17 protein-coding genes are annotated in these 24,488 nt (G+C 63.6%); 9 read left to right on the top strand and 8 right to left on the bottom strand.

The window, feature by feature from the left end; all coding sequences use genetic code 11:
* Positions 1-245 precede the first annotated feature (245 nt).
* From Har1129_RS00205 to Har1129_RS00185, 5 genes are all read left to right on the top strand, one after another.
* Positions 246-860: a hypothetical protein gene (locus Har1129_RS00205; RefSeq protein ID WP_191906099.1), complete on the top strand. Its 615-nt coding sequence runs from the start codon at positions 246-248 to the stop codon at positions 858-860.
* An 89-nt stretch (positions 861-949) separates the two neighbouring features.
* Positions 950-1,627, top strand: a complete 678-nt coding sequence (locus tag Har1129_RS00200) for a helix-turn-helix domain-containing protein (RefSeq protein ID WP_151098807.1) — start codon at positions 950-952, stop codon at positions 1,625-1,627.
* A 97-nt stretch (positions 1,628-1,724) separates the two neighbouring features.
* On the top strand, positions 1,725-2,498 hold the full coding sequence (locus Har1129_RS00195) for an SDR family oxidoreductase (protein ID WP_151098806.1): 774 nt from the start codon (positions 1,725-1,727) through the stop codon (positions 2,496-2,498).
* Between the two features lie 247 nt (positions 2,499-2,745).
* Positions 2,746-3,969, top strand: coding sequence for an FAD-dependent oxidoreductase (locus Har1129_RS00190; protein ID WP_151098805.1), 1,224 nt, complete (start codon positions 2,746-2,748; stop codon positions 3,967-3,969).
* Between the two features lie 85 nt (positions 3,970-4,054).
* Positions 4,055-4,906 carry a translation initiation factor eIF-2B gene (locus Har1129_RS00185; protein WP_151098804.1) on the top strand — a complete coding sequence of 284 codons (852 nt, stop codon included), beginning with the start codon at positions 4,055-4,057 and terminating at the stop codon, positions 4,904-4,906.
* A gap of 6 nt (positions 4,907-4,912) precedes the next feature.
* On the opposite strand, the gene malQ is transcribed toward Har1129_RS00185, so the two are convergent.
* Entirely contained in the window at positions 4,913-6,403 is a 1,491-nt protein-coding gene (malQ, locus tag Har1129_RS00180) for a 4-alpha-glucanotransferase (RefSeq protein ID WP_151098803.1), read from the bottom strand.
* A 141-nt stretch (positions 6,404-6,544) separates the two neighbouring features.
* Here malQ and Har1129_RS00175 point away from each other — a divergent pair, with 141 nt between their 5' ends.
* Positions 6,545-7,600: a glycosyltransferase family 4 protein gene (locus Har1129_RS00175; RefSeq protein WP_151102052.1), complete on the top strand. Its 1,056-nt coding sequence runs from the start codon at positions 6,545-6,547 to the stop codon at positions 7,598-7,600.
* Between the two features lie 14 nt (positions 7,601-7,614).
* Here Har1129_RS00175 and Har1129_RS00170 read toward each other — a convergent pair whose 3' ends face one another.
* The 4 genes from Har1129_RS00170 to malA all read right to left on the bottom strand — a co-directional run bounded on the left by Har1129_RS00170 (position 7,615) and on the right by malA (position 15,714).
* Positions 7,615-7,944, bottom strand: coding sequence for a hypothetical protein (locus Har1129_RS00170; RefSeq protein ID WP_151098802.1), 330 nt, complete (start codon positions 7,942-7,944; stop codon positions 7,615-7,617).
* Positions 7,945-8,066: 122 nt separating this feature from the next.
* On the bottom strand, positions 8,067-9,011 hold the full coding sequence (locus Har1129_RS00165; protein WP_151098801.1) for a sugar phosphate nucleotidyltransferase: 945 nt from the start codon (positions 9,009-9,011) through the stop codon (positions 8,067-8,069).
* Between the two features lie 50 nt (positions 9,012-9,061).
* A complete protein-coding gene (locus tag Har1129_RS00160) occupies positions 9,062-13,597 on the bottom strand; it encodes a glycoside hydrolase family 15 protein (protein WP_151098800.1) in 4,536 nt (1,511 codons plus the stop codon).
* A 125-nt stretch (positions 13,598-13,722) separates the two neighbouring features.
* Positions 13,723-15,714 (bottom strand): alpha-amylase MalA, encoded by a 1,992-nt coding sequence (malA, locus tag Har1129_RS00155; RefSeq protein ID WP_151098799.1) that lies wholly within the window; start codon positions 15,712-15,714, stop codon positions 13,723-13,725.
* A gap of 97 nt (positions 15,715-15,811) precedes the next feature.
* Between malA and Har1129_RS00150 the strand changes: the two genes are divergently transcribed.
* Positions 15,812-16,147 (top strand): hypothetical protein, encoded by a 336-nt coding sequence (locus Har1129_RS00150; RefSeq protein WP_151098798.1) that lies wholly within the window; start codon positions 15,812-15,814, stop codon positions 16,145-16,147.
* Between the two features lie 499 nt (positions 16,148-16,646).
* Here the strand turns inward: Har1129_RS00150 and Har1129_RS00145 are convergent, their stop codons facing one another.
* Positions 16,647-17,411: an IclR family transcriptional regulator gene (locus Har1129_RS00145; protein WP_151098797.1), complete on the bottom strand. Its 765-nt coding sequence runs from the start codon at positions 17,409-17,411 to the stop codon at positions 16,647-16,649.
* 414 nt (positions 17,412-17,825) lie between these two features.
* On the opposite strand from Har1129_RS00145, the gene aceB reads away from it, so the two are divergent.
* Positions 17,826-19,133 (top strand): malate synthase AceB, encoded by a 1,308-nt coding sequence (aceB, locus tag Har1129_RS00140; protein ID WP_151098796.1) that lies wholly within the window; start codon positions 17,826-17,828, stop codon positions 19,131-19,133.
* Between the two features lie 77 nt (positions 19,134-19,210).
* On the opposite strand, the gene Har1129_RS00135 is transcribed toward aceB, so the two are convergent.
* Positions 19,211-19,591 carry a VOC family protein gene (locus Har1129_RS00135; RefSeq protein WP_151098795.1) on the bottom strand — a complete coding sequence of 127 codons (381 nt, stop codon included), beginning with the start codon at positions 19,589-19,591 and terminating at the stop codon, positions 19,211-19,213.
* Between the two features lie 102 nt (positions 19,592-19,693).
* Here Har1129_RS00135 and Har1129_RS00130 point away from each other — a divergent pair, with 102 nt between their 5' ends.
* Complete coding sequence (locus tag Har1129_RS00130; protein ID WP_151098794.1) at positions 19,694-22,744, top strand: FAD-binding and (Fe-S)-binding domain-containing protein; 3,051 nt, start codon at positions 19,694-19,696, stop codon at positions 22,742-22,744.
* A gap of 419 nt (positions 22,745-23,163) precedes the next feature.
* On the opposite strand, the gene Har1129_RS00125 is transcribed toward Har1129_RS00130, so the two are convergent.
* A complete protein-coding gene (locus tag Har1129_RS00125; RefSeq protein ID WP_151098793.1) occupies positions 23,164-24,462 on the bottom strand; it encodes a DUF362 domain-containing protein in 1,299 nt (432 codons plus the stop codon).
* Between the last annotated feature and the right edge of the window lie 26 nt (positions 24,463-24,488).

Here is a 24,488-nt window from a genome sequence, read left to right as displayed (position 1 = left end):
TTATTTTTGGGAAATTTAATCAAAATATAATTGAGAGGGTTGAGAAAGGGTGAAGCAGAAGGACAGGTCAGGAAAGTGCCATAGCAACATAGCGCAAGACCACATAATGGCCCCCTGCTGGAGTCAAAGAACCGCTAATATAGGGCGGTCGACGCAGTTCGGTAGGCCTGCCGTCTGCCTAAACTCAGACTTTCGCCATATGCACCAGAATTATCATATCCGTGCCTACGCATCAGTTCAACTGGATGAAAGAAACGCAGTCGGCGACAACGGATGCTGACGCAGCCTTGACGACCACCACACGGCGACGACTCCTCAAGGGCTCACTCGGTGCCGCGGCGACCGCAGCAGCGGTGCCGAGCTTGAGCGGCGTCGCGGCGGCCCATTTCCCGGTCGAGATTGCAATCGATATCCAGCCCGAGAACGCGGAGAACTTCATCGACCTATCGGAACACGACACCATCACCGTCGCAGTCGAGCAGTCAGCGTTCGTCAACAGTGACGGAGACAGCGAGACGTTCGACCCTACAGAGCGGCCCGTTCGGTATCGGTTCGGTTCGCGTCTCGCACTGGAAAACGGCGAGGGCGCTCGGCCCGTCGACGATGGCGAAATCAGGGACCCAGACGACGATGCTGAAGACGGCAAGGCGTCGGTCGTTCTCACGTTCCCAGTCGATGAGATGGGGTTCGACGGTGGGGAGGAGACAGGGTGGCTGTACTGGGAGCGGGACGAATCCGGGGCCCACGGCTATGCCGGCTTCGATTCCGTGCGGGTGTATCGTGGGCAGCCCGCAAGCCGCTCCTTGATCGAACAGCTGCAACGATTGCTGGGCGGGGAGACAGAGACCAGTACTGACTGAGCGGCGGCGAGTCCGGAGTGGTACTGTCAGCGTGTGACTCCCGTAAGCGCTATGCTGGCGACTATATACGTCGCATCCGATGACACGCTATGGCCATCGTTGCTGAAATCCTCCTCGCGGACGAGACGCTGCCGCTGGTCGGCGTGGCGGATTCGATTCCGAGCGGCGAACTCTCGATTTCGAACGCCGTCGGCCTCGAAGACGGAAAGCTACTGCTTACAGTTAGCGTCGACGCTGGCTCCCGCGACGCCTTCGAGCGCGAACTCGACGCACGGTCACAGGTCACCGACGCGGCGGAGATCGGACAGACGGCCGATGGCTGGTTCTACAAGGTGGTCGTCGACAGCGCACCGAACCTCATCGCGTCACACGACCCGGAGGAGTTCGAGGGCGTGGCGATGGACGCGACGGTCACCGGCGACGGGATACGGGAGCAGAAGGTGTTCTCGGATTACGACGCGTTCAGCGCGCTGCAAGACAGGTGTGCGGTCAACGACATCCCACTCGAACTACTGAACATCGCTTCGGACCCCGAGAACCCCGGCGAGCGCGACCAGTTCGGGCTCACGGATAGGCAGTATCGGGCGATGTCTGTCGCTCTCTCGTCGGGATACTACGACTCACCGCGTCGGTGTTCGACGGCGGAACTCGCCGACAAGCTTGATGTGTCGGCTGCCGCGGCGTCCGATCTCCTGCGTCGGGCTGAAAAACAGCTCATCAGTTCGACGGTCGGTCCCGACCAGTTCCGGAACGCCCTCGTGCAGTAGCCACCGCCCTGTTCGACTGCATATGCGCCACCCCACATATAAATGGGCTTATCAGTAAGCAAAGCAGGCTCGTGGCTGTCGGACCTACTAAGCAACGATGTCAGACGAATCTGCGGCAGACGACCACGACGCACAGCGACTTGCAGGCGACGTTGCGATTGTAACCGGCGCGTCATCGGGAATCGGTGAGGCGACCGCTGAGGCGCTGGCTGACGCGGGCGCGAGTGTTGTACTCGCGGCCCGCCGCGCTGAGGAACTGGAGGATCTGGCGGACCGGATCGAGTCGGCCGGCGGGGATGCACTGGTTGTGCCGACCGACGTGACCGACGAAGGCGACATCGACTCGCTGGTCGACGCGACGACCGACGAGTACGGTCGCATCGACATCCTCGTCAACAACGCCGGCGTCATGCTGCTCGAACCGCTGGAACGGGCAGATCGCTCGAACCTCCGGCAGATGGTCGAGGTGAACCTGCTCGGGCTGATGAACCTCACTCATGCGGTGCTTCCGGTCATGCAAGAACAGGAGAGCGGCCACATCGTCAACGTCTCCTCCGTCGCGGGCCGCCGAGCCTCGGCCGATTCGAGCGGCTACAACGCGACAAAGTTCGGGGTGAACGCGTTCACTGAAGCGGTCCGGCAGGAAGTGACGACACAGGGCATCCGGACGACAGTTATCGAACCGGGTGCCGTCGATACGGAGCTCGCGACACACGTTCCGGACGAGCAGGTGCTTGAGCGGTTCGCGGAGATGGACCTCCCGATGCTCCACCCCGACGACATCGCTCGTGGCATCGTGTACGCGACGAGTCAGCCCGCTCGCGTAGACGTGAACGAACTTCTGATCAGGCCGACCGGTCAGGATATCTGATCGAGCGCCCCGTTCGTTCCGAGTGAAAGGGGTGCAGCAATCCAGAGCGGCAGCCATTGCTATTTTCCACCGTCACAGCGCCGACGACAACAGCTACTGGAACCGTCTCTCACTCCTTCGATCCAGCAGGGTTTGCTGGCTTCGCGTTCATCGGCCACGGTCGGTTTCTCGGTGCTGAAATTGGACGCACAGTCGCCGAAACACCCGGTGCCGGAGGAGCCTTACGTCGTCTACCCTAACGAGATACATGGCAATTGAGACCGATGTCCTCGTCGTCGGTGGTGGTGCGACCGGCGCTGGCGTCGCTCGTGACCTCTCCCTCCGGGGCGTCGACGTGACACTCGTCGAGCGTGACGGGCTGACAAGTGGCACCTCCGGGCGCTCGCACGGGCTGCTCCACAGCGGTGCCCGCTACGCCGAGGCAGACCGGGTCGGTGCCGAGGAATGCATCACCGAAAACCGGATACTCAAGGATATCGCCGGGGCCTGTATCCGTGACACCGGTGGGTTGTTCGTCCAGCTTGCCGGGGACGACCCCGACTACTTCGAGGCCAAGCGGGCGGCCTGTGCGGAGATCGGCATTCCCGTCGAGACGCTGGACGCCGATACAGCCCGTGAGCGAGTGCCCGACCTCACTGCCGACGTCGAACGCGCGTTCGAAGTTCCCGACGCCGTCATCTACCCGTCGCGGCTCGTCGCCGCAAACGCCGCCGACGCGCGCGACCACGGCGCAGACATCCATCCACATGCGCCCGTGGAAGACGTGCTCGTAGCGGACGGACAGGTAACCGGCGTACAGGTCGGCGGGACAGTTGGCGACACTATCGAGGCCGACTACGTCGTCAGCGCGACCGGTGCATGGGCGGGCGAGTTCGCCGCGATGGCCGACCTCGATGTCGAGATGCAACCGACACGGGGCGTGATGGTCTCCATCGAGTACAACGACCTCGGACCGGTGCTCAACCGCTGTCGGGACCCCGACGATGGCGATATCGTCGTGCCACACGAGCGCGAGGCCGTTCTCGGAACGACGAGCGTCCCCGTCCGCGACCCGGACGAGTACGAGACGGAGCAGTGGGAAATCGAGGAGAGTATCGCGGAGTGTGCGGCGATGCTGCCCCCAGTTGCAGATGCGCCCGAGGTCCGGACTTGGTGGGGTGTTCGGCCGCTCTACGCACCAGACGAGGACGAGCGGGGCGGCCGCGGGATCTCGCGAGGCTTCTTTCTGCTCGACCACACTGACGACGGCGTCGACAACATGGCGAGCATCGTCGGCGGCAAGCTGACCACCTACCGGCAGATGGCCGAGGCGACGGCAGACCTCGTCTGTGACGCCCTCGGCGTCGACGCCGACTGCCGGACTGCAGACCAGACGCTCCCCAACGTCGACGATCCGAAGCAGTTGGACGCACTCGTGGCCGAGTTCGACGGTCAGGGGCCGACCGATGAAGACGTGGTCGAGTCGGCGTAACCACGCTCCGTGGCCCTGATTTGAGCCGCCAAAAGGGCTGTCGACCGGCTGTACTGTTATAAGGGTGGCAGCCGCACATGCTCTCATGATAAACGAGACCGTGCGGCAGATCGAGGAAATGGAGACACAGAGTTCCTCGATTGCCGCCGTGAAAGCTGCCAAGGCACTCCGCGAACTGACCGACCGCGAGTGCCACACGGTCGAGGACTTCCTCCGCGTGGTCGAGCGCAACAGCAGCGCGCTCCAGCGAGCGAACCGCTCGCACGCACCGCTATACACCACACAGCAACGTATCGTCTCGGACCTGAAAGACGCCGACCCCGACTCTGTCTCGGCGGCCAAGGAGCGACTGCTCGACACAATCGACGAGGTCGTCACGGAAATCGAGACCAGCAAGGACCGCGCAGCGGAGCGGGCGGCGACGCTCATCGACGATGGCGACGTACTGGTGACTCACGAGAACTCCTCGACAGTGACGGCGACGCTCATGGCGGCGCTTGACGATGGGAAAGAGTTCCACCTATACGCGAGAGAGTCGCGGCCGCATTTCTTAGGCCGTCGAACCGCCCGCCAGTTGGCCGACCGGGACGGAGCCGACGTGACGCTCATTGTCGATGGGGCGGCAGGTCACTACCTTTCGGAAGCCGACCGCGTCTTCGTCGGCATGAACTGCCTCATCGACGACGTGGTGTACAACCGCATCGGAACGTTGCCGCTGGCCGCAACGGCCAACGAGATGGATGTCCCCGTGACCGTCGTCGGGACATCGTCGAAGTTCATCGGCAGCGGCTTCACATTCAGAAACACGTTCCGGCAAGGCTCAGACGTGATGCTGGAACCGCCGGAGGGGTTCGACATCGGGAACCCGGGCTACGACGCGACGCCGACCCGCCTGCTCGATACGGTCGTCACAGAGGACGGCATTCTGCAGTTCTGAGGGTACTCAGCGGATTGTCCTGTCGGTGACCTGACGAAGGCGCTCGGCGATGTCGTCGTCAAGGTCATCGGCGGGCACTCGCCACTCCCAGTTTCCGGTCGCCGTGCCGGGGACGTTGAACCGGGCGTCGCTGTCGAGGCCGAGCAGGTCCTGCATTGTGGTCATTGCGACGACTGCATTCGAGTTCCATACCGCCTCGATGAGGTCCCAGTTGATCCGGTCGCCGTCAGTGCCGAGGTTGTAGTGAAGGCAGTCCCGTTGCCGGTCCGAAAGGTCACGGTAGTATCCGGCGAGAGTGTCTGTATCGTGGGTCGAGGTGTAGCCGACGGACTGCTCGGGGTAATGCATCGGCTGGTACATATGGCCCTCTTCACACCAGTCGGCGTACTGCGGCACTCGCATGCCGGGGAAACCGAACTCGTCCCGGAGCGCGACGATGCTCTCGTCGAGAAAGCCCAAGTCCTCGACGAAAAACGGGAGTTCGCCGAGCCTGTCTCTGACCGTCTCGAAGAAGTGTGCGCCGGGGCCGTCGCGCCACTGGCCGGCGGCCGGGTCCTCGGCCTCGGCCGGGATCGACCAGAACTCGTCGAAGCCCTTGAAGTGGTCGATGCGGGCGATATCGACGAGGTCGAACAGTCGCTCGAAGCGGTCGACCCACCAGCCGTAGTCGTTCGCGCGGAGGGCGTCCCAGTCATACACTGGATTCCCCCACCGCTGGCCGTCGTCGCCGGGATTGGGTGGGACGCCAGCCACCTCTGCTGGCTGGTGGTCGTCGTCGAGGCGGAACACCTCCGGGTACGCCCAGACGTCCGCCGAGTCGAGGCCCACGTAGATGGGGAGGTCGCCGACGAGGCCAATGTCCCGCTCGGCCGCATACTCGGCCAGCGCCTGCCACTGGCTGTCGAAACACCACTGGACGAACTTGTGATAGCGGATGTCCGCGGCCAGTTCGTCCCGGTATCGCTCCATGGCCGCTGGCTCACGCGTCCTGATATCGTCCGGCCAGTCCATCCAGCCGGCATCGTCGAACTCGGCTTTCAGCGCCGTAAACAGCGCGTAGTCGTCCAGCCACCCCGATTCGCGCTCGCAGAACTCGGCGAACGACTGCTGGTCCGCGTCGCTTGCGCTCTCGTCGAAGGTCGCGTACGCGTCCCGGAGCCGACCCGTCTTGAACTCGGTCACGCGGTCGTATTTGACGTGCTGTTGGGAGAGATCGTCCGACGGTTCGATGGCAGCCTCTGTGAGATAGCCACGGTCGACGAGGTCGCGGAGATCGACGAGCAGCGGGTTTCCGGCGAAGGCGGACGACGACTGATACGGGGAGTTCCCGTGGATGCTCGCTGTGGGACCGAGGGGACAGAACTGCCATAGCGACTGGTCCGCCCGATCGAGGAAGTCGACGAACGCCCGCGCGCCGGCACCGAGGTCACCGATGCCGTGTGGCCCCGGGAGCGACGTCTGGTGGAGAAACACCCCGCTCTGCCGTTCGAATTGCATACGCACCTGTTGCCCTGACAGGCATTTCAATGGGCGGGGTTGTTGACTGCCATCGTGTCTGCTTGTAGGTCCGGAGACGGCCGCACGCAAACATATATATTGTATCCATTTGATGCTCTGATGAGAGAGCCAGTGACAGAGATGCCACCGAACGTGCTGATGCTGGGCTGGGGGTTCCCACCCAACATCACCGGCGGGCTTGATACCGCTATCGGGGAGCTGTTCGAACAGCTCGAACCGAGAGACGACATCGAGTTCGAGTTGGTGTTACCCGCGGAGTACGCGCCGCCGGACCGCGACGGTATCCACGGCGTCTCGACGGGCAGTGGCGACATCATCACGCGTATCGGCCGGCTAGCCGGGGAGTTCGCCGACCGGGCGGCCGACGCCGATATCATCCACACGAACGACTGGTTCGGCTACAACCCCGGCTCGCGGGCCAAGTCGGCCCACGATGTCGAATGGATCTCGACGTTCCACTCGCTGTCCGCGGACCGCAACGTGAACCCGCCACAGCGGGAAGTCGAAACCGAACAGCGGGTCGCCAACCGCTCGGACCACATCGTCGCGGTGAGCAAGTTCACGCAGCGACGGATTCGCGAGCAGTACGACGCCGACTCGACGGTCATCTACAACGGATTTTCGTCGGTGGAGCCGACAGGCCGAGACATCAAGGCGGAGCTCAACATCGACGGGAAGATGCTGTTTTTCGTTGGCCGACACACCGACCAGAAAGGGCTGTCGTACCTGCTGTACGCGCTCTCGAAGCTCGGCCGAGACGACGTCAGTTTGGTACTCGGCGGCTCAGGGCATCTCACCGAACAGCTCGAACAGTTCGCGGAGCTGCTGGGCGTCGAGGACCGTGTCTACTTCCCGGGGTATCTCCCCCAGTCGGAACTCGGGGACTACTACAACAGCGCCGACCTGTTCGTCTCACCGTCGCTGGCGGAGCCGTTCGGCATCACAATCGTCGAAGCGCTGTCAGTCGGGACGCGCGTCGTCGCCTGTGAGAGCGGGGCCGCGGAACTGCTCAACGAGGACTGTGTCATCGAGGTCGAACCCGATTCGGACTCCATCGCCGAGGGAATCGAGCACGCGCTATCGCTGTCGACGCCCATCGAGTACGATGTTCGGACTTGGGAAGCGGTCGCTGACGAACACGTCGAGTTCTATCGCGAGGTTCTGAACGAAGCCTGACTGTGACCGACCGCTTACCGGAGGAAGCGAACGTCCGTGACCGGTTCCGGATGAACGATAAGGTAGCCATCGGCTGTCGGCTCCAGCCCCGTCACTGACGTTGTGTCCGTTTGCGTCCGATATGGGCTGTCGGCGGTCCCGTCGGCCGACTGGTAGGGGCTGTCGTAGGGCGTCTGTCTGTCCTCCGGCGGGCGGTCGAAGTCCTCGGGCGGCAGGTATATCTTTTCGCCCGACGCCGAACGGACGACGACGGCCGTGTCGCGGTCACCCGAGACGTCGATTCTGGTCCGGCCGTCGTCGATTGTCATCTCGAACGTGATTGGCTCCGTTTCTGTTTGTGACATGTTGTCAGTGGTTTTCGTACGCCGAGTAATCGGGGCTGTGTCACTTAGTCCTTCGCCAGCGATGCAATGGCTGGCGGCGGGCCGTGGTTGGTCTTGTACTCGGACAGAGGGTTCGCGAGCGATCAGCGGTTGATGAGGAGTGAGCCCGACATATTGTACCCCTCGACGTGGACGTCCTCGCCAAGAATCGTTTCGTCGAGGTCGCAGTCGTGGACCTCGGTGTCCGGGAACACGATGGTCCGGTCGAGGCTGCTGTCGGTCACTTCCGCGCCGGCCATCACGTGGACGGTGTCACCGATCTCGGAGTTCTCGACGGTCGCGTCCGGGTGGATGAGCGACCCGCCGTCGAGTTTCCACTCGACCGCCTCGAAGTACGAGTCGGGCGTCCCGATGTCGAACCAGACGTCGTCGAAGGTGAACGTGGACACCGGTTCCTGCCGTTGCAGCCAGTCGATGTACCAGCCCGGTTCGTCGGGGTTGTTGTCGCCCGAGAGGTACTCCTCGAAGCGGAGCGAATCAGCGGGGAAGGCGTAGCAGGCAATCGACACGAGCGTACTCTTGGGATTGTCGGGCTTCTCCTGAAAGTCGACGACGCGCTCGCCGTCGAGTTCGACGAGCCCGTAGGACTTGGCTTTCTCCCGCGAGCCAACGTCGTAGGCGGCGAGTACCGGCCCGTCACGCTCCTCGAAGAAATCGAGGAACTCGGAGGGGTCGAAGCCGATGAGGTTGTCGCCGCCGATAACGAACAGGTCGTCGTCGATACCCTCGCGGTCGATGAGTTGCGCGAGCGCGCCGACGACGCCGAACTTCTCGTCTTCGTCTGCCGTGCTCTCGACGGAGAGTTGCACCTTCTCGTAGCCCATCTCATCGATGTGGGCCTCGAACTCGTCGGCAAAGGCCTCGTTTGTGCTCAGGTACGTCGTCCCGATTCGGTCATCGGCTTCAAGCGATTGCAAGACCCCGTCGATAACAGTCGTCTCACCGACCGGAAGTAGCATCTTCGGTCGACGCCGAGTGATCGGCCACAGTCGTGTCGCGTAGCCGCCAGCTAGAACTATCGCGTCCATACCCCACAGTCAGACCCGAATTATAAAGTGGTAACTAATTGTCGGGGTGGCTAGAGGTTTAGCTGCCAGACAGTTGTCCCGGCGGTGACCAGATCCTCGTCGTCCGCGGCGGCGACGATCACCTGATTCTCACCGGGGTCGACGTCGACCGCGACCTCGAACTCGCGGTCCTCGACGGGGATGTACGTGATGTCGGCAGGGGTTTTGACCACGACACAGACGCCGGTCGTCTCGCCGGAGACGACCAGTTCGTTCCCGCGGAACTGTGTATCGACGCGGAGCGCGGGACTGCGGTCGGGGGTGTGGGCCCGTCGCTCGCGGTAGCGGTCGTCGACGAACGCGGGCGTCTCGACCGGTTCACCGGCGCTGATACCGTGGGCCAGCCGCACATACTGGGCCATCGACCACGCCAGCGGCGTCGCCGAGCCGGTCCCTTGGGCGAACTCCCAGTCGTAGTCGGTCGCGTGGCCTCGGTCCCAGATCTGTTCGGCGATCATCCGCCCCGAGTTCGCCACGTCCTGCATCATCCGCAGGCAGTTCTCGGGCGGGATATCCGGGTCATCACGATGGAGTTCGTACTCGGCGCGCTCGCCGGTAAGCAGCGGCCAGAGGCGACCCTTCCCCTTGTGTTCGACCGTCCACGGCGCGCCCTGATCGTCCCGGCCGCGTTCGCCGTAGCCGTCGCCGTTGTACCGGTAGAACCCGGGCGCGTACTCCGTGTCGACGCTGATCGTGTCGTCGACCTCGACGAGCGAGTTCCGGATGGTCTCGTCGTCGTCGGGCTTGATACCCAGCCGAACGAGTTCGAGGAAGCCGCCGTCGATGATGTTCCGTTCGTCCAGCGTCGGGCCGTCGTTCGCGAGCGTGCGAAGGTGCCCCATCTCGGGGTTCCCATCGAGCGTGACCCGCGTGTAGTAGGGCGTGGTGGAGTGGCGCTCGGTCCCGGTCTCGGTCGCGGTCCATGCCTCGACGTTGTTCGCCCACTGGTCGGCCAGCGCCAGCCAGACGAGCGCGTCGGCCTCGTGGCCGGTATCGAGTGCGAGCTTCGCCGCACACGCGAGCCCCGCGATTTCGGCCGCAATCGAGGACGGCGAGAAGCCGGCCTCCTCCTCCCAGCGCTCCTGTGCGGTCTCGGGGCCGTGGCGGACGACGTACTCGGCCGACCGCCGGACGTTCTCGTAGCTGTACTCGACATCCTCGAAGTCGACGCCGGATTCGGCGAGGCGGTAGGCCATCACCTGCGGGAACGAGATGTTGTCCATCTGCTCGCCGCCCCAGCGGGTCGTCCCGTTGACGTAGGTGTTCTGCGGGATGAAGCCGGCGTCGTCCTGCTGATACTCGTAGATGTACTCCAGTTGGTCCGTCGCGATGTCCAGCGACCCGATGGCGTCGAAGACGCTGAACACCTGATAGAGGTCCCGGGACCAGACGAAGTTGTAGCCGTAGCCCTTGGGCTCCTCTGCGTGGACAGCCTCGCCCCACGGCACGGACGGCGAGGCGATGGACGCCCCGTGGTAGGTCTTGTCCTCGACCGCCAGCAGCGTCATGAGCGCAGTTCGGTACTGGTTCGCCAGATCCTCGTCGCCGGCGACCGATTCTGGAAGAGGCTTGTCCGAGAGGAAGTCGGTCCAGCTGTCGGCGTATTCCGCGCTGACCGTCTCGTAGCCGCGGTCGAGTGCGCCGTCGGCTTCGCCCAGTGCGGCGGCGGTGTCGGCCTGCCGCGCGAAGCCGAGTGCGACCGTGTCCCTGACTCTGGTCCCCGAATCCAGCCGGCCAATGAGGACGAGGTTCGTCCCGTCGAGGGATTCGACCGGATTCGGGAGCTCGCCGTCGGAGTACAGCCCGTCAAGACGCTCGCTACCGGCCGCGCCGACAGTGGCCCAGTCGAAGCGTCCGGCCGCGGCCATCGCTACGGCGATAGAGTAGGCGTCGCCGTTCTCGTCGACAAGCAGGTCGTTGTCGGTCTGGTCGGTGTAGGCCCGGGGGTTCCGGCCGACGAGGTGGTAGCTCCCGGGCTGGCCGTATCTGATGGCGCGGTCCTCGGTGACCGTACTCGTGAGTGCGATGTCGGCGACAGAGAACACGTCGTAGGACTTGCCGTCCTCGGAACTGAAGGACACGTCGGCGACGATAGCGTCGTGTTCAGGGTCAGTCGCGTAGTCGACGGTCAGTGTCCACTCGTGGCCCCGGCCATCGCCGGTCTCGGTGAAGACGTGGCGGTAGAGCAGCGCCTCGTCGTCGACCGGTTCGACGCGTCGCCTCACGGTGTCGTCGGTCCGGCGGTTCTCGCGGTGGGTCCGGACGGCATAATCCGTCTCGTCCGTACACCGGACCAAGAAATCCAGCGTCCGCAAGTTCATCAGATCGACTTGCGGGTAGCGGGCCTCCGTCAGTGCACCCTCAGTGAGCGTGAACCAGACGCGCGAGGGGTCCTGCTCGTCGTGGTCGGCGACGGTGCCGACGCCGTACTTCTCCCCGGTTGTCCACGTCGGGCGCTCGCTCGGCCCCTCGGTTCCGGCCGATGTCGTCGGCAGCGCGTTCAGTTCGCCCAGACGCGCAGTCGCGTGGAGCCGCAGCGCATGTGACCAGCCAAGCGGCGTCGCGCTGTCGAGATCGCCGTCGTCGAAGGCCTGTTCGGCGAGGTAGCCGGCGTCGGTCGAAAGCGGCCCGTCGTCTTCGAGCAGTTCGTACAGGTCGCTCGCGCGGTCGAGGTACGCGTCGCCGCTCATATCGCGCTCGTTCAGCATATCGCCGACGCGGGCAGCGGCGAGGGTCCCCATCGCCGTCGTGACCGTCCAGACCTTCTCGCTGTCCTGATGCCCGGTCCGCCAGCGGTCGCCCTCGTAGCGGGCCAGCCCCGCGACCCGGCTCTCTGTCGGGTTCCGGAAGAGCGTATCCAGCGTCGTGCTCACATGGTCGGCCAGACGAGTGAGGTGCTGGTCGGAGAGCGTCGTCGCCTCGACGCTGTCGTACTCCTGCAGTGCGTCTGCGAGGTGGAGCCCCGCAGCGTCGATGCGGTGGTCCGGTGTCCCGTTTGTCAGCCCTATCACGTACACGCCAAGATCGGCGTCCCAGAGCGTCTCCAGCCCGTCCAGCAGCCTGTCAGCCGCTTCGAGGCTTCGCTCGCGGACCGACTCGCCCATCGGCGCACGGGCCACCGCGGCGAAGGCTTCGATGAACGTCGTAGTAGTGTGCGTGAACTGGCCGATGGAGTCTTCCCAGACGTTCTGACACGGCTCGGGCAGGTCGTTGTCCGCGATGTCTTCGACGAGCGTCTCGACGGCCGCAGTGATTGTCTCCCGAACCATCGCCGTCAGTTCGGCGTCCATCTTGCGGCGATGCGTTCGCAGCATCGTCGCGAGGAAGGCGGTGACAGTCGCGGTCTGGTCGGCCTGATACTCCGGCGACTCGGCGTTGTGTTCGACTCTGGCGTTGGCCCATCCCGGTGCGATAGCCCCGCTATCGGCCCAGACGCGGTGGGGCCAGCGGCCGTCGGAAAGCTGGCTGTCACAGAGGAACTCCGCGCTCTCGGTCAGCATCTCCGCGGTGTCGATGTCGAGCCGAGTCCCGGCTTCGAGCAGGTGCCGGGAGACCGAGGCGTCGTCGCGGAACCAGACGTAGCCGTAGCCGCCGGAGTTCGAGTAGAAGGGGTCGAACTCCGGTGCGGCGATCCGGCCACCGGTGGGCGAGGACAGCAGGTCAAGCACGCGCAGGTCCATCCGTATCGAGTCCGAGCGCGGCGTGGATTCAGCCACGTCGATCCGCGTTCGCTCCCGCCCGGCCTGTCGGAGGTCGTCAGACGTCGTATGCTCTCTCACGCAGTCGGCGAGGTCAAGCAGTGCCGTCTCCCGGTCGACCTCGTCGTGGTTGGAGAGCTGGCTGACGAGCGTCGTGTCCTTGCTGCGCCCGGACCGGTCCAGCGGCGCGGTCACGAGGAAATCGCCGGTGAGCCGCGTCTGGTCGCGCCGCTCGACTGGTTCCGACCGCGGGAAATCGACCGGGCTGTCTTCGAGTATCTCTGCGAGGCGTTCCGGCCGCTGGCCGGCGACGGCGTCTAGGCCGGTCGACGAAGCGAGGTAATCGTGTTCTCGCCGATGGTACACCTCCAGCACGCGCGAGTTGTCGGGCCCGGCGTCCTCGTGAATCAGCGAGCCGACGCCGCTATCGCTGTTGTCGGGGGCCAGCGTGACGAACGCCACGAGTTTGGCGTTCTGTGGAACGGCCCCACGCATCGCGACGTGCGTGACGTGTGCCCGCCCAAGCGTCAGGTCGTACTGGTGGACCGTGAACGACCCCGCGTCGTACTCGGTCTCGACGAGTCGCGTCTCACGATAGTAGTGCTGTCTGATGGTCTCTAGGTCGCTGAACCACCGTGTCTCGTCCCCAAGCATAACCCCGAGCCGAGAGCGGTCGATACCGGAGAGCCCGGAGAGTGAATCCGAATAGTCTTTCAGTGTGCCGTCTTCGCCGACGTGTACGAGGCGATCACCGTGCCCGGAGAAAGAGCCTGAAACAGTCCTGCGCTCCTCTGGAAAGCGCTCATGACGAGTCCGCTTGTATTCGTTGAGCGCTGTCGAAAGCCGCATACACATCAAAGCAGACCACTCTCTATAAACTCCTGTGGTTCGGACAAATTAGTGATACTTCGGGGGAGTGACTCCATATGCCGAGGAAACGGGGCCGCTAATGCTACACGCCCCCGCCCCTCGGACTACTGGTTCAGGTCGCTCTCAGTAGCCGGAAACACGCCCACACTATCGACTGTGACAGTCGCCTCACCGTCATCAGCGGTCCCGCGGTGCTCGCCGGAAACGAGGTCAGTGTCGTCGGCCCCGGCCGGCAGTCCGACAGTCGACGGCTCACTGCCGAAATTGAGCACCACGATGGCTGCGTCCTCCGTAGTTGTCCGTGCGTACGCGACGACGCGGTCGGACGGGCCGTCTCGAACCTCATACGGAACTCGAACGAGGTCCGCATCGGCCGATAGCGCCGACTGCTCGTGTCTGACTGCCGAGAGGTCACTGACGAACGACTGGAGTGCCTCGTCGGCATGGTCCCACGCGAGGTCGTCACGCCGGCCGCGCTGGCCGAACTCTTGGCCGGCATACAGCAGCGGCGCGCCGGGGAGCGTGAACAGCGCGCCCGCGGCGGCCTCAGCAGCGTCCCGCCCGTAATCGACGATATAGCGGGTCTCGTCGTGGTTCTCCGCGTACAGCATGAACGAGGCGTGCTCCGGGAAGCCGATTTCCGCTCGGCCCTCGATAGCGTCAAGAACAGCCTCGGCATCGCCGCCACCCCCGACCTGTCGGAGCGCGGCGTAGGTCGTCGAATCGAAGTGCATATCGAACAGCCCGGCCTGGAAGTCGGGAATGTACGGAATCGTCTCGTCAAGCAACAGGAACTCGCTGTCGCGGTCCTTGCAGTAATCGTGGATTTCGCGCCAGAAGCTGTTCGGGACCGCCCAAGCCATGTCACATCGGAACCCGTCGACCAGTTCGGCCCACTGGGCGACCGCATCGAGTAGGTGCCGGCGGACCGGCAGATGGTCGAAGTCGAAGTTCGCGATGTGTTCCCAGTCGAAGTACGTCTCCGGTTCGGTGTCGCTCCGCCACTCGTACCAGTCCCGGTATTCGCTGTCCGGCCCTTCGACGGCGGACTCGAAGTAGGGGTGGGTCCGCGCCGAGTGGTTACAGACCAAGTCGAATAGCACCTTGAACCCCCGGTCGTGGGCCGCCTCGATGAACCGCTCGTAGTCCGCGCGGGTGCCGAGATCAGACGCGATTTCGAAGAAGTCAGTGATGTTGTAGCCGTGGGGCGCGTGGTCGTTCTGTAACACCGGCGTGAGCCAGATAGCGTCGACGCCGAGCGAGTCGAGGTAGTCCAGACGGTCGATTATCGCGTCAAAGGGCGATTCGTCGCTATCGCCGGCGAACGTGCGGACGTAAATCTCGTAGATCACCGACTCCTCGGCCCACGAAGGCGCATCGTAGGGTCGTCTAACGGCAACGCCTGCATCGTTCGTCACCGTTTCGACGCCGCCCGCGGTGCGGGTGAACTCGACGGCGTCGGGCACGCTATAGCCGTGGTCCCCGACCGCGACAGCATGGATGCGGACTCGCTCCGAGAGTGCAGCCAGCGGAATCCGGAGCGCCGTCCCGTCCCGGGTTACCGCGTCCTCGTCGATGTCGTCGCGGTCGTCCAGCAGGAACTCGACGGCGAAGTCGGCGGCGGTCTCGGTCCCCGCTGGGTGAGGGCTGCAGTCCGCCCGAACCACGGCCTCGTCACCCTCGATGGCCGGCCGTAAAGTCAGACGCGGCTGGCCGCCGCCGTCTCCGTCGCTGCTGTCCTCGCCCTGTGTATACTCGCCGCTCCCGCTCCGGCCGGGACCACTTCGCCCGCTGGCGACGCCGCCGCTGTGACCGCCAGATTGCCCGGATGTGTGTGTGTTACTCGGCTGGAGGCTCCCCGGGAACGCACGCACAGTGAGGTCGTGCTCGCCGTCCGGTGCGGTGAGGCGGACGACGTATCTCCCCGGTGCGTCAGGGACGAGGTGTTCGACCGGGTCGTTTCCGAGCGATGCTGTTGATTGCTCCGGTGCCTGCGTTAGTCGCCAAGTGTAGGTCGCCGACGGATCCGGGTCGCGGGGCGCGAGTTCGACCTCGTCACCCGTCGCCACGAACCGCGGCGGTCCAGGATGGTGCATAGGTTCACTGCGATTGACAGTGTCTTTGTACTTGGGGTAGCCGCGAACGTCCCGTCGCCGGCAGCATCGCTTTCCGGCTACGGCGTGTACCCCCTCTGTGCCCGACTACCGACGCGATGCCGGGTTTGCGCTGCTCTGTGGACTGGCACTAGTTGCGTATCTATGGCAGACAGGTGCACATGAGGCGCTCTGGTCCAAGTCCGTTGTGGCCGTCGGCGTGGCCGGCGCACTGGGTGTCGAGGCGCTGTTCGTTCTCGAGACACCCGTCGCGTCGCTGTGGGAGCGACGCGGCGTGCGGACGGCGTCGGCGATTGCGCTTGTGGGAGGGGCTGGCGGACTCGCAGTCTTTCTGGGTCCAGTCATCGTCGCCGCGGCGTGCTGGGGGCTCATAACGTACTTCCTCATCCTCGCTGTGAGCCTGTGTTACCGGTGATTGTCGCCCCCACAGGGACATCCCTGCGGACAACATCGGCTAATGGGAGCGAGGGGACCGTCCAGCGATAGCGCCTCGTGATCCAGATCGGTACAGGTAGCATCAGGACGTATTTATATGCACACACATATCGGTATTTGTCTCTACTCTATACATTTTCGCGTCCTATTCTGGGAGTTAAGGAACTAAATAAACCCCATTTTCTGCATAGCGGGCCTAGAATATAGGTATGTAGACTCCAACTCACATATCTGGGGCCGCTTTTTGATTTTCTACACCCAAATGAGAGAGGTTATTACTAAACATAGTAGATACCCCTCTCAGATGACGTATATGGGCCTACTAATGGCAAGGTATCCCTACAACAGTCTGACTTGTCCACTACGGGTAGCGGCTACTCGGTCATCGAATAACAACTGTACTGGTATTAGATTCTTCCCCGGTACCGGTCAGCAGACGACAGAACTCGGTAGATCCGTCGAGACAACAGACAGCGTCGTTATTCGTGGGCCAAGTTGACCTCGATGACGTTGGCAGCCTGTTGCACCGTATCGATGAGGTGTGCTTTGCGGCCCGGTGATTGCAACCGGTTGATGGGTGCGGTGATGCTGATGGCGGCCTCGCGGCGGTCGCCGGTGTCGATAGGGACCCCGACGCAGCCGGTCCCGTCGACCCGCTCCTCGGTATCGTCGGCGACGCCCCGTTCTCGAATGGTCTCCAGTTCCGTAAACAGCGTCTCGCGGTCTGTGATGGTGTGTTCCGTCTCAGCCGGGAGCCCGCGGGCCTCGATGATTTCCGCGACCCGGTCGTCGTCGAAACTCGACAGAAGCGCTTTGCCGATAGCGGTCTTGTGGAGGTGGATGCGTTTCCCGAGGCGCGTATCGAGCGCGACCGCCTGATCGCCGCTGGTCGTATGGATGTAGATGCCATAGCCCTGCTCTTCGATCATCAGGTTCGCCAGTTCGCCGGTCTCGACGGCCATCCGTCTGACTTCGGGCTTTGCCACTTCGTAGATGCCGTCATATCGCTGTGCGATGCCGCCGAACTCCAGCCATCGGAGCCCGATGTGGTACTCGCCGTCCCGTTCCACGACCAACCCCTCGTCTTCCAGCGTTACCAGATGTTTGTATATCGTGCTCTTGGCCGGCTCCAGCGAGTCAGCGAGTTCGACCAGCGTGGCGCTCCCACCGAGGTCTTTGATTCCTGAGAGTATTGCCAGCGAGGTCTGCGTCGCCCGGACCGAGTCCGTTTTTGCCCGTGTCATTAGACACCAGTTCTGGTGCCGCTCGAATAAAATTGCCGTATCGGCTGTGACAACCGCTCTGCGTTGGCTTCCGGGACTGAGCATACTGAGACATGGGCGTCACACAGCTCCTCGGTGGCACAAGCGTTCGAAATGACGAAACGGAAGACCGGCTCCAGTGATGCGATAGCAGCGACCGAAGTCGTCGGTATCGCTGTGACGTGGCGACCGAACAGCCACAGGAGACCGAGAGACCAGTTACGTGCCGCCGACCGCTTTGGAGGCTGGGTGAGCAGGGAGTGAAAGGTTATATAGTGAGAATATTTCGTGATTTCGAATTTCCCGAAAAACGGTAGGACGACAGTCCTAAGTGAGGTTTCAGTCGCCAGTGGACGGTAGATTTAAGCGGTTCCGTCGGGATTTTTGAGGTGAGTTATGAGTGTGACGCGACACTACGACCGCGAGTTCGTCAGAACGTTCTTTACCTCCCCGACAGCCGTCGACGGGGAAGAGGACTCCGCGAAGATGCTGCGAAGCGCGGGCCAACTCCGTGGCCTGCAGGCCCCGGACGTCTGGGTCCCGGACAACGAGGACGCGACCGCACCGAACATGCGCGAGGAGGGCGTCGAGAACATCATCGAAGTCGTCGCCGAACAGGGCGCTGAGTTCCCCGGCGAGATCCACCCGCGCGTCGTCTGGCACCGCGAGTCGCCGACGACCCGGTATCAGGGGTTCCAGCAGATGCTGGAAATCACAGACCCCGACAACGGCGCTGTTGAACACATCGACGGGTTCGTCATCCCGGAGGTCGGCGACATCGACGACTGGAAGAAGGCCGATGAGTTCTTCACCATCATCGAGCACGAGCATGGGCTCGAAGAGGGGAGCCTCTCGATGTCGGTTATCGTCGAGAGCGGCGAGGCCGAACTGGCGATGGGCGACCTGCGAGACGAGATGGGCAAGCCTTCGAACAACCTCGAACGCATGTTCCTGCTGGTCGACGGCGAAGTCGACTACACGAAGGACATGCGCGCGATGACCCCCACCGGCGAACTCCCGCCGTGGCCCGAACTGCGGCACAACACCTCCCGGGGAGCCAGCGCCGCGGGCCTCATCGCCGTCGACGGCCCTTACGACGACATCCGCGACGTGGCGGGGTACCGCGAACGGATGCAGGACAACCGCGCGAAGGGGATGACCGGCATCTGGTCGCTGACGCCAGGTCAGGTCGTCGAGGCGAACACGGCCCCGCTCCCGCCCAAAACCGGTAGCTGGCTGCTCGAAGTCGGCGGCCAAGAGGTCGAACTCGAACAGGAAGACGGCACGCAGGTGTACGACGGCGACGACCTCTCACTTTCGGCGGACGGCGAGGGCGGCTACGTTCTGGAGGCAGGCGGTGAGCGACTTGAACTCGACGAGGGTGAACTCACCGAGGAACTGCTCGACAGGACCGCGTACATCCCCAGCATGAACGACATCGTCGACTCGATGGAGGAGTTCGAGGCCGCCAAGGAGGCCGGTAAGGGAGCCATCGCGATGACTCAGGCCGCCACGCTGGTCATCGACGGCGTCGAAGTGGATATCAGCAAGGACCGGATGTGGGACGAGGCCACCTATCAGGCCGCCCAGACGCCCATCACGCTGTTTCAGGACGTGTACGAGCACCGGCCGGACCAGCACGAAGAGCTAGAGGAGATGTACGGCGCTGACATCGTCGAGCGTGCGACGGCTGTCGGGAACTGACGGTCGGACCCAGCATTTCGCCATTCGAAACACCGTGGGTGCGGTTCAGCTTTTGAGCACTACAGCCTTCGAACGGTTCAGTCTTCCAGCGGTTCGATGAGTTCGACGTGATGGCCGTCGGGATCCGCGACGAAAGCCGTGTACGCGCCGGCTTCCGGCTGTGGGCCCGGCTCTTTGACGACGCCGTGGTGGTCGATACGCTCGACTGTCGCGTCGACGTCGTCCACGCCGAGCGCGAGGTGGTCCCAGCCGCTGCCCATCTCGAAACTCGTCTCGGCCTCGGTCTCCGAGAGTTGCAGTTCGACGCCGTTGTCGTCGGCCACGTAGTAGTTGGTCGTCTCGCCGTCCGGCGTGGTGAACTGCCAAGACTCCTCGAAGCCGAACTGTTCGTAGAACGCGATCGATTCTGTGGCGTCGGCCACGTTCAGGCACATGTGGAGTATGCTTGCGTTGCCCATGCATCGCTTCCACTGCCCTGAGGCAAATAGCTGGTGGGCTGTCCGAAGCGAATTGTGACCGCATGCCACAGACTTTAATGATTATTACTTCTGAATGCTCGTATGGCGATCGAAAACGTCGAAGACACTTGGTCGGCACAGGAACTGGACCTGAGTCGACCGGACGTTGACGCGTATCGGGACCTAGCAGAGGCGCTTCGTTCACAGGTCTCGGGTGGGGTCGAATTCGACGAATACGCCCGGGTTCTGTACGCGACAGACGGGAGCATCTACCGCGCCGAGCCGGCCGGGGTCGTGTATCCGACCGATGTCAGCGACGTGCAGGCAGCTGTCGCGGTGGCAACGAACCACGGTGTTCCGATACTGCCCCGTGGCACCGGGTCGTCGCTCGCTGGACAGACCGTCGGACCGGGCTGTGTCGTCCTAGATATGTCCCGACACATGGACGATATCCTCGATGTCCGGCCGGACGAGCAGACCGCACATATCCAGCCGGGGGTGGTGCAGGACGACTTAGACGACGCCTTAGCCGACTACGGCCTGAAGTTCGCCCCGGACCCGGCGTCGTCGAACCGCGCCACTGTCGGCGGCGGCATCGGAAACAACTCCACCGGCGCACACTCAGTCCGGTATGGCATCACCGACGCCTACACCGACGCGGTGAAGGCCGTCCTCTCGGACGGCTCGCTCATCCACGCCCGCGAGGTCGTCATCGACTCGCCGGAGTGGGACGACATCGTGGGCAAGGACGACCGCGAAGCCGAGATCTATCGGACGGTCCGCGAAGTCGTCGAGGAGAACGCCGACGAGATCGAAGCGCGGTATCCGGACCTCAAGCGCCGGGTGTCGGGCTACAATCTCGACCGCGTCGTCTACGAGAACGACGACGGCGAGCGGGTGCTGAACCTCGCGAAACTGTTCGTCGGCAGCGAGGGAACGCTGGGCGTCATCGTCGAGGCCGAGCTCTCGCTCGTGACCGTCCCCGAGGAGACCGCGCTGGCGCTGTACTGCTTCGACACGCTCGCGGACGCGATGAAGGCCGTCCCGGTCGCGCTCGACTACGACGTCAGCGCCGTCGAACTGATGGACGACGAGGTGTTCAGGCTGGCGGCCGGCTCCGACGGCTACGCCGAGTACGTCGACCCGATTCCAGAGCGGGCGGCGGCCGCGCTGATGCTGGAATACGACTCGGAACTGCACGACGACTTCGAGGCGGCCATCGCGCGGACCACCGAGCGGTTCGTCGACGACGGGGAAGCCTTCGACGTGGTCGAGGCCTACACCGAGGCCGACCAAGCCGACCTCTGGAAGCTCCGCAAAGCGGCGATTCCGCTCCTGATGTCAATGGACGGCGATCCCAAGCCGTACCCGTTTATCGAGGACGCGACGGTTCCGCCCGCCGAACTGGCCGAGTACGTCGACAAGTTCGAGGACGTGCTGGCCGACCACGACACGTCCGCCGCGTACTTCGCTCACGCCGGTTCCGGGACGCTGCATATCCGCCCGATTCTCAATCTGAAAGAGATGTCGGGCATCGAGGACATGCACTCTATCACCGACGACGTGACCGACCTCGTGCTGGAACACAACGGGTCGTTCTCTGGCGAGCACGGCGACGGGATGGCCCGGACGGAGTTCACTCCCAAGATGTATGGCGAGACGCTCTGGGACGCGTTCAAGGAGGTCAAGACAGCCTTCGACCCGCAGTGGTGGATGCACCCGGGTAACGTCGTCTACCGCGAGGGGCCGGCGGATATCGGCCCTGACGCCGACCGCGGCGTCGGCGCGGACATGCGCGAGAACCTCCGCTATGGCCCGGACTACCAGTCCTTGGAGCCACAGACGACGCTCGATTTCGAGGACGAGGGCGGCTTCTCGGAGCTCGTCGAACTGTGTAACGGCTGTGGAACCTGCCGCCAGACCGACGGGGACGTCATGTGTCCTACCTACCGCGCCTCGGAAGAAGAGGTCCAGACAACGCGGGGCCGTGCGAACCTCCTCCGGTCGGCCATCAGCGGCGACTTAGACGAAGATGAGATGCACTCCGACCGCTTTCAGGAGGAAGTGCTCGACCTCTGTGTCGGCTGCAAGGGCTGCAAGAGCGACTGCCCGACCGGTGTCGACATGGCGAAACTCAAGACCGAACTGAAACACCAGCACCACGAGGCGGAGGGAGCCAGCCGCCGGGAGCGCCTGTTCGCCAACATCGATACGGCCTCGAAGATTGGATCAGCGCTGGCCCCAGTCTCGAACTGGGCAACAGCTATTCCGGGCGCGCGTGTCGTCATGCAGAAACTGTTCGGCATCGCGCCGGAGCGCGACCTCCCTCCCTTCCGTCGCGAGACGCTGCAGGACTGGTTCGACGCCCGCGGGGGCTCGACCGTCTCACAGGCCGAGGCCGACCGGAAAGTCCTGCTGTTTCCCGACACGTACACGAACTACTCGTACCCGGCTGCCGGTAAGGCCGCCATCGAAACGCTCGAAGCCGCGGGCGTTCACGTCACCATCGCGGACGACACCGCGCCGTCGGGGCGAGCGGCGTACTCCACCGGGATGCTGGATCTCGCGCGCGAACGGGCCGAAACGAACACGACCCGTCTGTCGGACCGGGTCGCGGAGGGGTGGGACGTCGTGTTCGTCGAGCCCTCCGACGCCGTGATGTTTCAGGACGAATACCGCGACCTGCTCGATGGCCCTGCGGTCTCGCAGGTGGCCGACAGCGCCTACGGCGTGCTGGAGTACCTCGATACGTTCCGGCTCGACGACGCGCTGCCGGTCGAAGACAGGTCACTCGGGACTGCCGGGTCAGTCAGCTATCACGGCCACTGCAACCAGAAAGGGACCAACAAGGACCACCACGCTGTCGGCGTCATGCGCCGCGTCGGCTACGACGTCGACCCGCTGGACTCGACGTGCTGTGGCATGGCCGGCAGCTTCGGGTACCACGACGAGCACTACGACCTCTCGAAAACTATCGGGCGACTGCTGTTCGACAAAGTCGACGAGAGCGATGGCGACCGCGTCGTCGCGCCGGGCGGGTCCTGCCGCTCGCAGTTGGGCGACCGCGACGGCGTCGAGGAGATTCCGCCCCATCCCATCGAGGTCGTCGCCGAACAACTCACAGACACAGCGACGGCCCAACGGTCGGTGTGACAGACACAGCGATCGGTCTAGCAGGTTCGCGAGAGAGTCCGGGAGAACTGTGTACAACAGTCCCCGAATGGCCTGTTTGTAACCATGACTCGGAGATTTATCAGTATAATTGGATAACTTTTGACAGATATTTGTATTTGTATACATATATCCTCCTATTTGGGAGAGATATCTGGAGGACTGGAATTATATATCGTTATCTAGTTCTGGAGCCACTGATACAGGGCTCCGTATACTCTCGAAAAATTCGGCTGTTCCTAATTGGGTTTTCTATCTCCGCTTCCGCCTACGTTCAGGGCCCTGCTGATATGGACCGAAACACATGTGAAAGCATATATCCATCTAACATGTTCTGGGCAGAGAAACGAATGTACAGTTGTTAGAAATTGTTTGGGCAAACGAGTGTCGTCGCTCGAACCTCAGTCCCGGGTGAACGACGCTGTGCCGTCGGTGAACGAAAGCGATTCGCGGCCGGTGACTTCGGCGGCGGCCGGCAGGTCCGCGACGAGCGGCTCGGAGACGTGCAGTTCGGACAGATCCTGCGTGTTCTGTATCCAGACGATTCGGACGGTGTCGGGGTCGTAGCCACCGAGTGCGGACAGCGCTGTCCGGATGGCAAACTCGTCGTCCGGTGCGACAAGCGGGAGCTTCGCCTTCGCCGTCGACCCGCTTGTGAGCGCGTTCGCGTACGTCTTCTGGAGGTCCAGCTGGTCAACGGCGGCCCGGCGGGTGATGTCGGCCAGCCCGATGCCGGTGCCGTTGCCCTTCGTCGCCTCGGTAAGCCCGCGGGCGTACAGCAGCTTGATCGCGGGCTCGTCGGGGTCCGGTGCGTTGAGGACGCGGTAGCGGCCGATGACGTTCGTGTCCATCCCCGCGCCGGAGACGTCCTTGCCGAGTTCGTCAACGACAAGCAGGTCGATATCGTCGACCGGAAGCGTCGCCATCTCGCCGTAGGCCCGCTCCAGCAGTGCGGGCTCGCGGTCGGTGAACGAGCCCGCCGGAATCGCTTCGACGTGGGCCGTCTCCTCGTGGAAGTTTTCGACCAGCGCCACGCCGCCGACCAGCGGCAGCGCCGACTCGACGACCGGGAGCGCGGCCTCGAGTGTCTCGACGTAGCCCTCCTTGATCGCTGTCGAGTGGAACGCCTTCGCGCCGTGTTGCTTGCCCAGCCCGACGACAGTCATCTTCGTCAGACCGCTCTCGATGCGACCGCTGTAGTTGGTATGAGGCTTCACCCGATTCACTACGACCACGGCATCTGCCGCCTGTGCTGCCGCCGAGACGTGGACCGGGAGCTCGGTGTCACCGACGGTTACCGTGTCGACCTGTGCAGTGTCCATCCGTGCGTCGATGTGGGTATCGAGACGTGCTTCCGTGATCCCGAGGCTCTCCAAGACTTCGCGCTGGCCCGCCGGTGTCGCACCACCGTGGCTCCCCATCGCCGGGACGACGACTGGCTCGAAGCCCCGGTCGCGAACAGCTTCAACGACGGCTGCCACGATGTCGTCGATGCAGTGGATGCCGCGGCTGCCGACGGCGACGGCGACAGTCGCACCGGGTTCCACCCCATCGAAGTCGAGCCGGTCGAGTTCAGCCCGCGCCGCGGCCGACGGGTCGTCGACGGCGGCCGTCTCCGGCTCGTACTGGACGCGAGCGAACGCCGGCAGCGGCTGTGGGTCAATGAGATGGTCCACGTCGCCTCGGTCGGGGAAGTTCATATCGGAGGATGAGGCGCGAGTCATAC

It is taken from the genome of Haloarcula sp. CBA1129, assembly GCF_008729015.1.
GTDB lineage: Archaea > Halobacteriota > Halobacteria > Halobacteriales > Haloarculaceae > Haloarcula.
The sequence above is the reverse complement of the archived record's forward strand: the minus strand, read 5'-3'. Positions and strand labels throughout refer to the sequence as shown.

Bases quoted from the DNA above. Each gene is read 5' to 3' on its own strand.
- Har1129_RS00145 (WP_151098797.1), bottom strand. From the start codon at position 17,411: ATGACACGGGCAAAAACGGACTCGGTCCGGGCGACGCAGACCTCGCTG.
- Har1129_RS00125 (WP_151098793.1), bottom strand. From the start codon at position 24,462: ATGAACTTCCCCGACCGAGGCGACGTGGACCATCTCATTGACCCACAG.
- Har1129_RS00195 (WP_151098806.1), top strand. From the start codon at position 1,725: ATGTCAGACGAATCTGCGGCAGACGACCACGACGCACAGCGACTTGCA.
- Har1129_RS00190 (WP_151098805.1), top strand. From the start codon at position 2,746: ATGGCAATTGAGACCGATGTCCTCGTCGTCGGTGGTGGTGCGACCGGC.
- Har1129_RS00135 (WP_151098795.1), bottom strand. From the start codon at position 19,591: ATGGGCAACGCAAGCATACTCCACATGTGCCTGAACGTGGCCGACGCC.
- malQ (WP_151098803.1), bottom strand. From the start codon at position 6,403: ATGCAATTCGAACGGCAGAGCGGGGTGTTTCTCCACCAGACGTCGCTC.
- Har1129_RS00185 (WP_151098804.1), top strand. From the start codon at position 4,055: ATGATAAACGAGACCGTGCGGCAGATCGAGGAAATGGAGACACAGAGT.
- Har1129_RS00165 (WP_151098801.1), bottom strand. From the start codon at position 9,011: ATGGACGCGATAGTTCTAGCTGGCGGCTACGCGACACGACTGTGGCCG.
- malA (WP_151098799.1), bottom strand. From the start codon at position 15,714: ATGCACCATCCTGGACCGCCGCGGTTCGTGGCGACGGGTGACGAGGTC.
- Har1129_RS00160 (WP_151098800.1), bottom strand. From the start codon at position 13,597: ATGCGGCTTTCGACAGCGCTCAACGAATACAAGCGGACTCGTCATGAG.
- Har1129_RS00170 (WP_151098802.1), bottom strand. From the start codon at position 7,944: ATGTCACAAACAGAAACGGAGCCAATCACGTTCGAGATGACAATCGAC.
- aceB (WP_151098796.1), top strand. From the start codon at position 17,826: ATGAGTGTGACGCGACACTACGACCGCGAGTTCGTCAGAACGTTCTTT.
- Har1129_RS00175 (WP_151102052.1), top strand. From the start codon at position 6,545: ATGCCACCGAACGTGCTGATGCTGGGCTGGGGGTTCCCACCCAACATC.
- Har1129_RS00130 (WP_151098794.1), top strand. From the start codon at position 19,694: ATGGCGATCGAAAACGTCGAAGACACTTGGTCGGCACAGGAACTGGAC.
- Har1129_RS00200 (WP_151098807.1), top strand. From the start codon at position 950: ATGGCCATCGTTGCTGAAATCCTCCTCGCGGACGAGACGCTGCCGCTG.
- Har1129_RS00205 (WP_191906099.1), top strand. From the start codon at position 246: ATGAAAGAAACGCAGTCGGCGACAACGGATGCTGACGCAGCCTTGACG.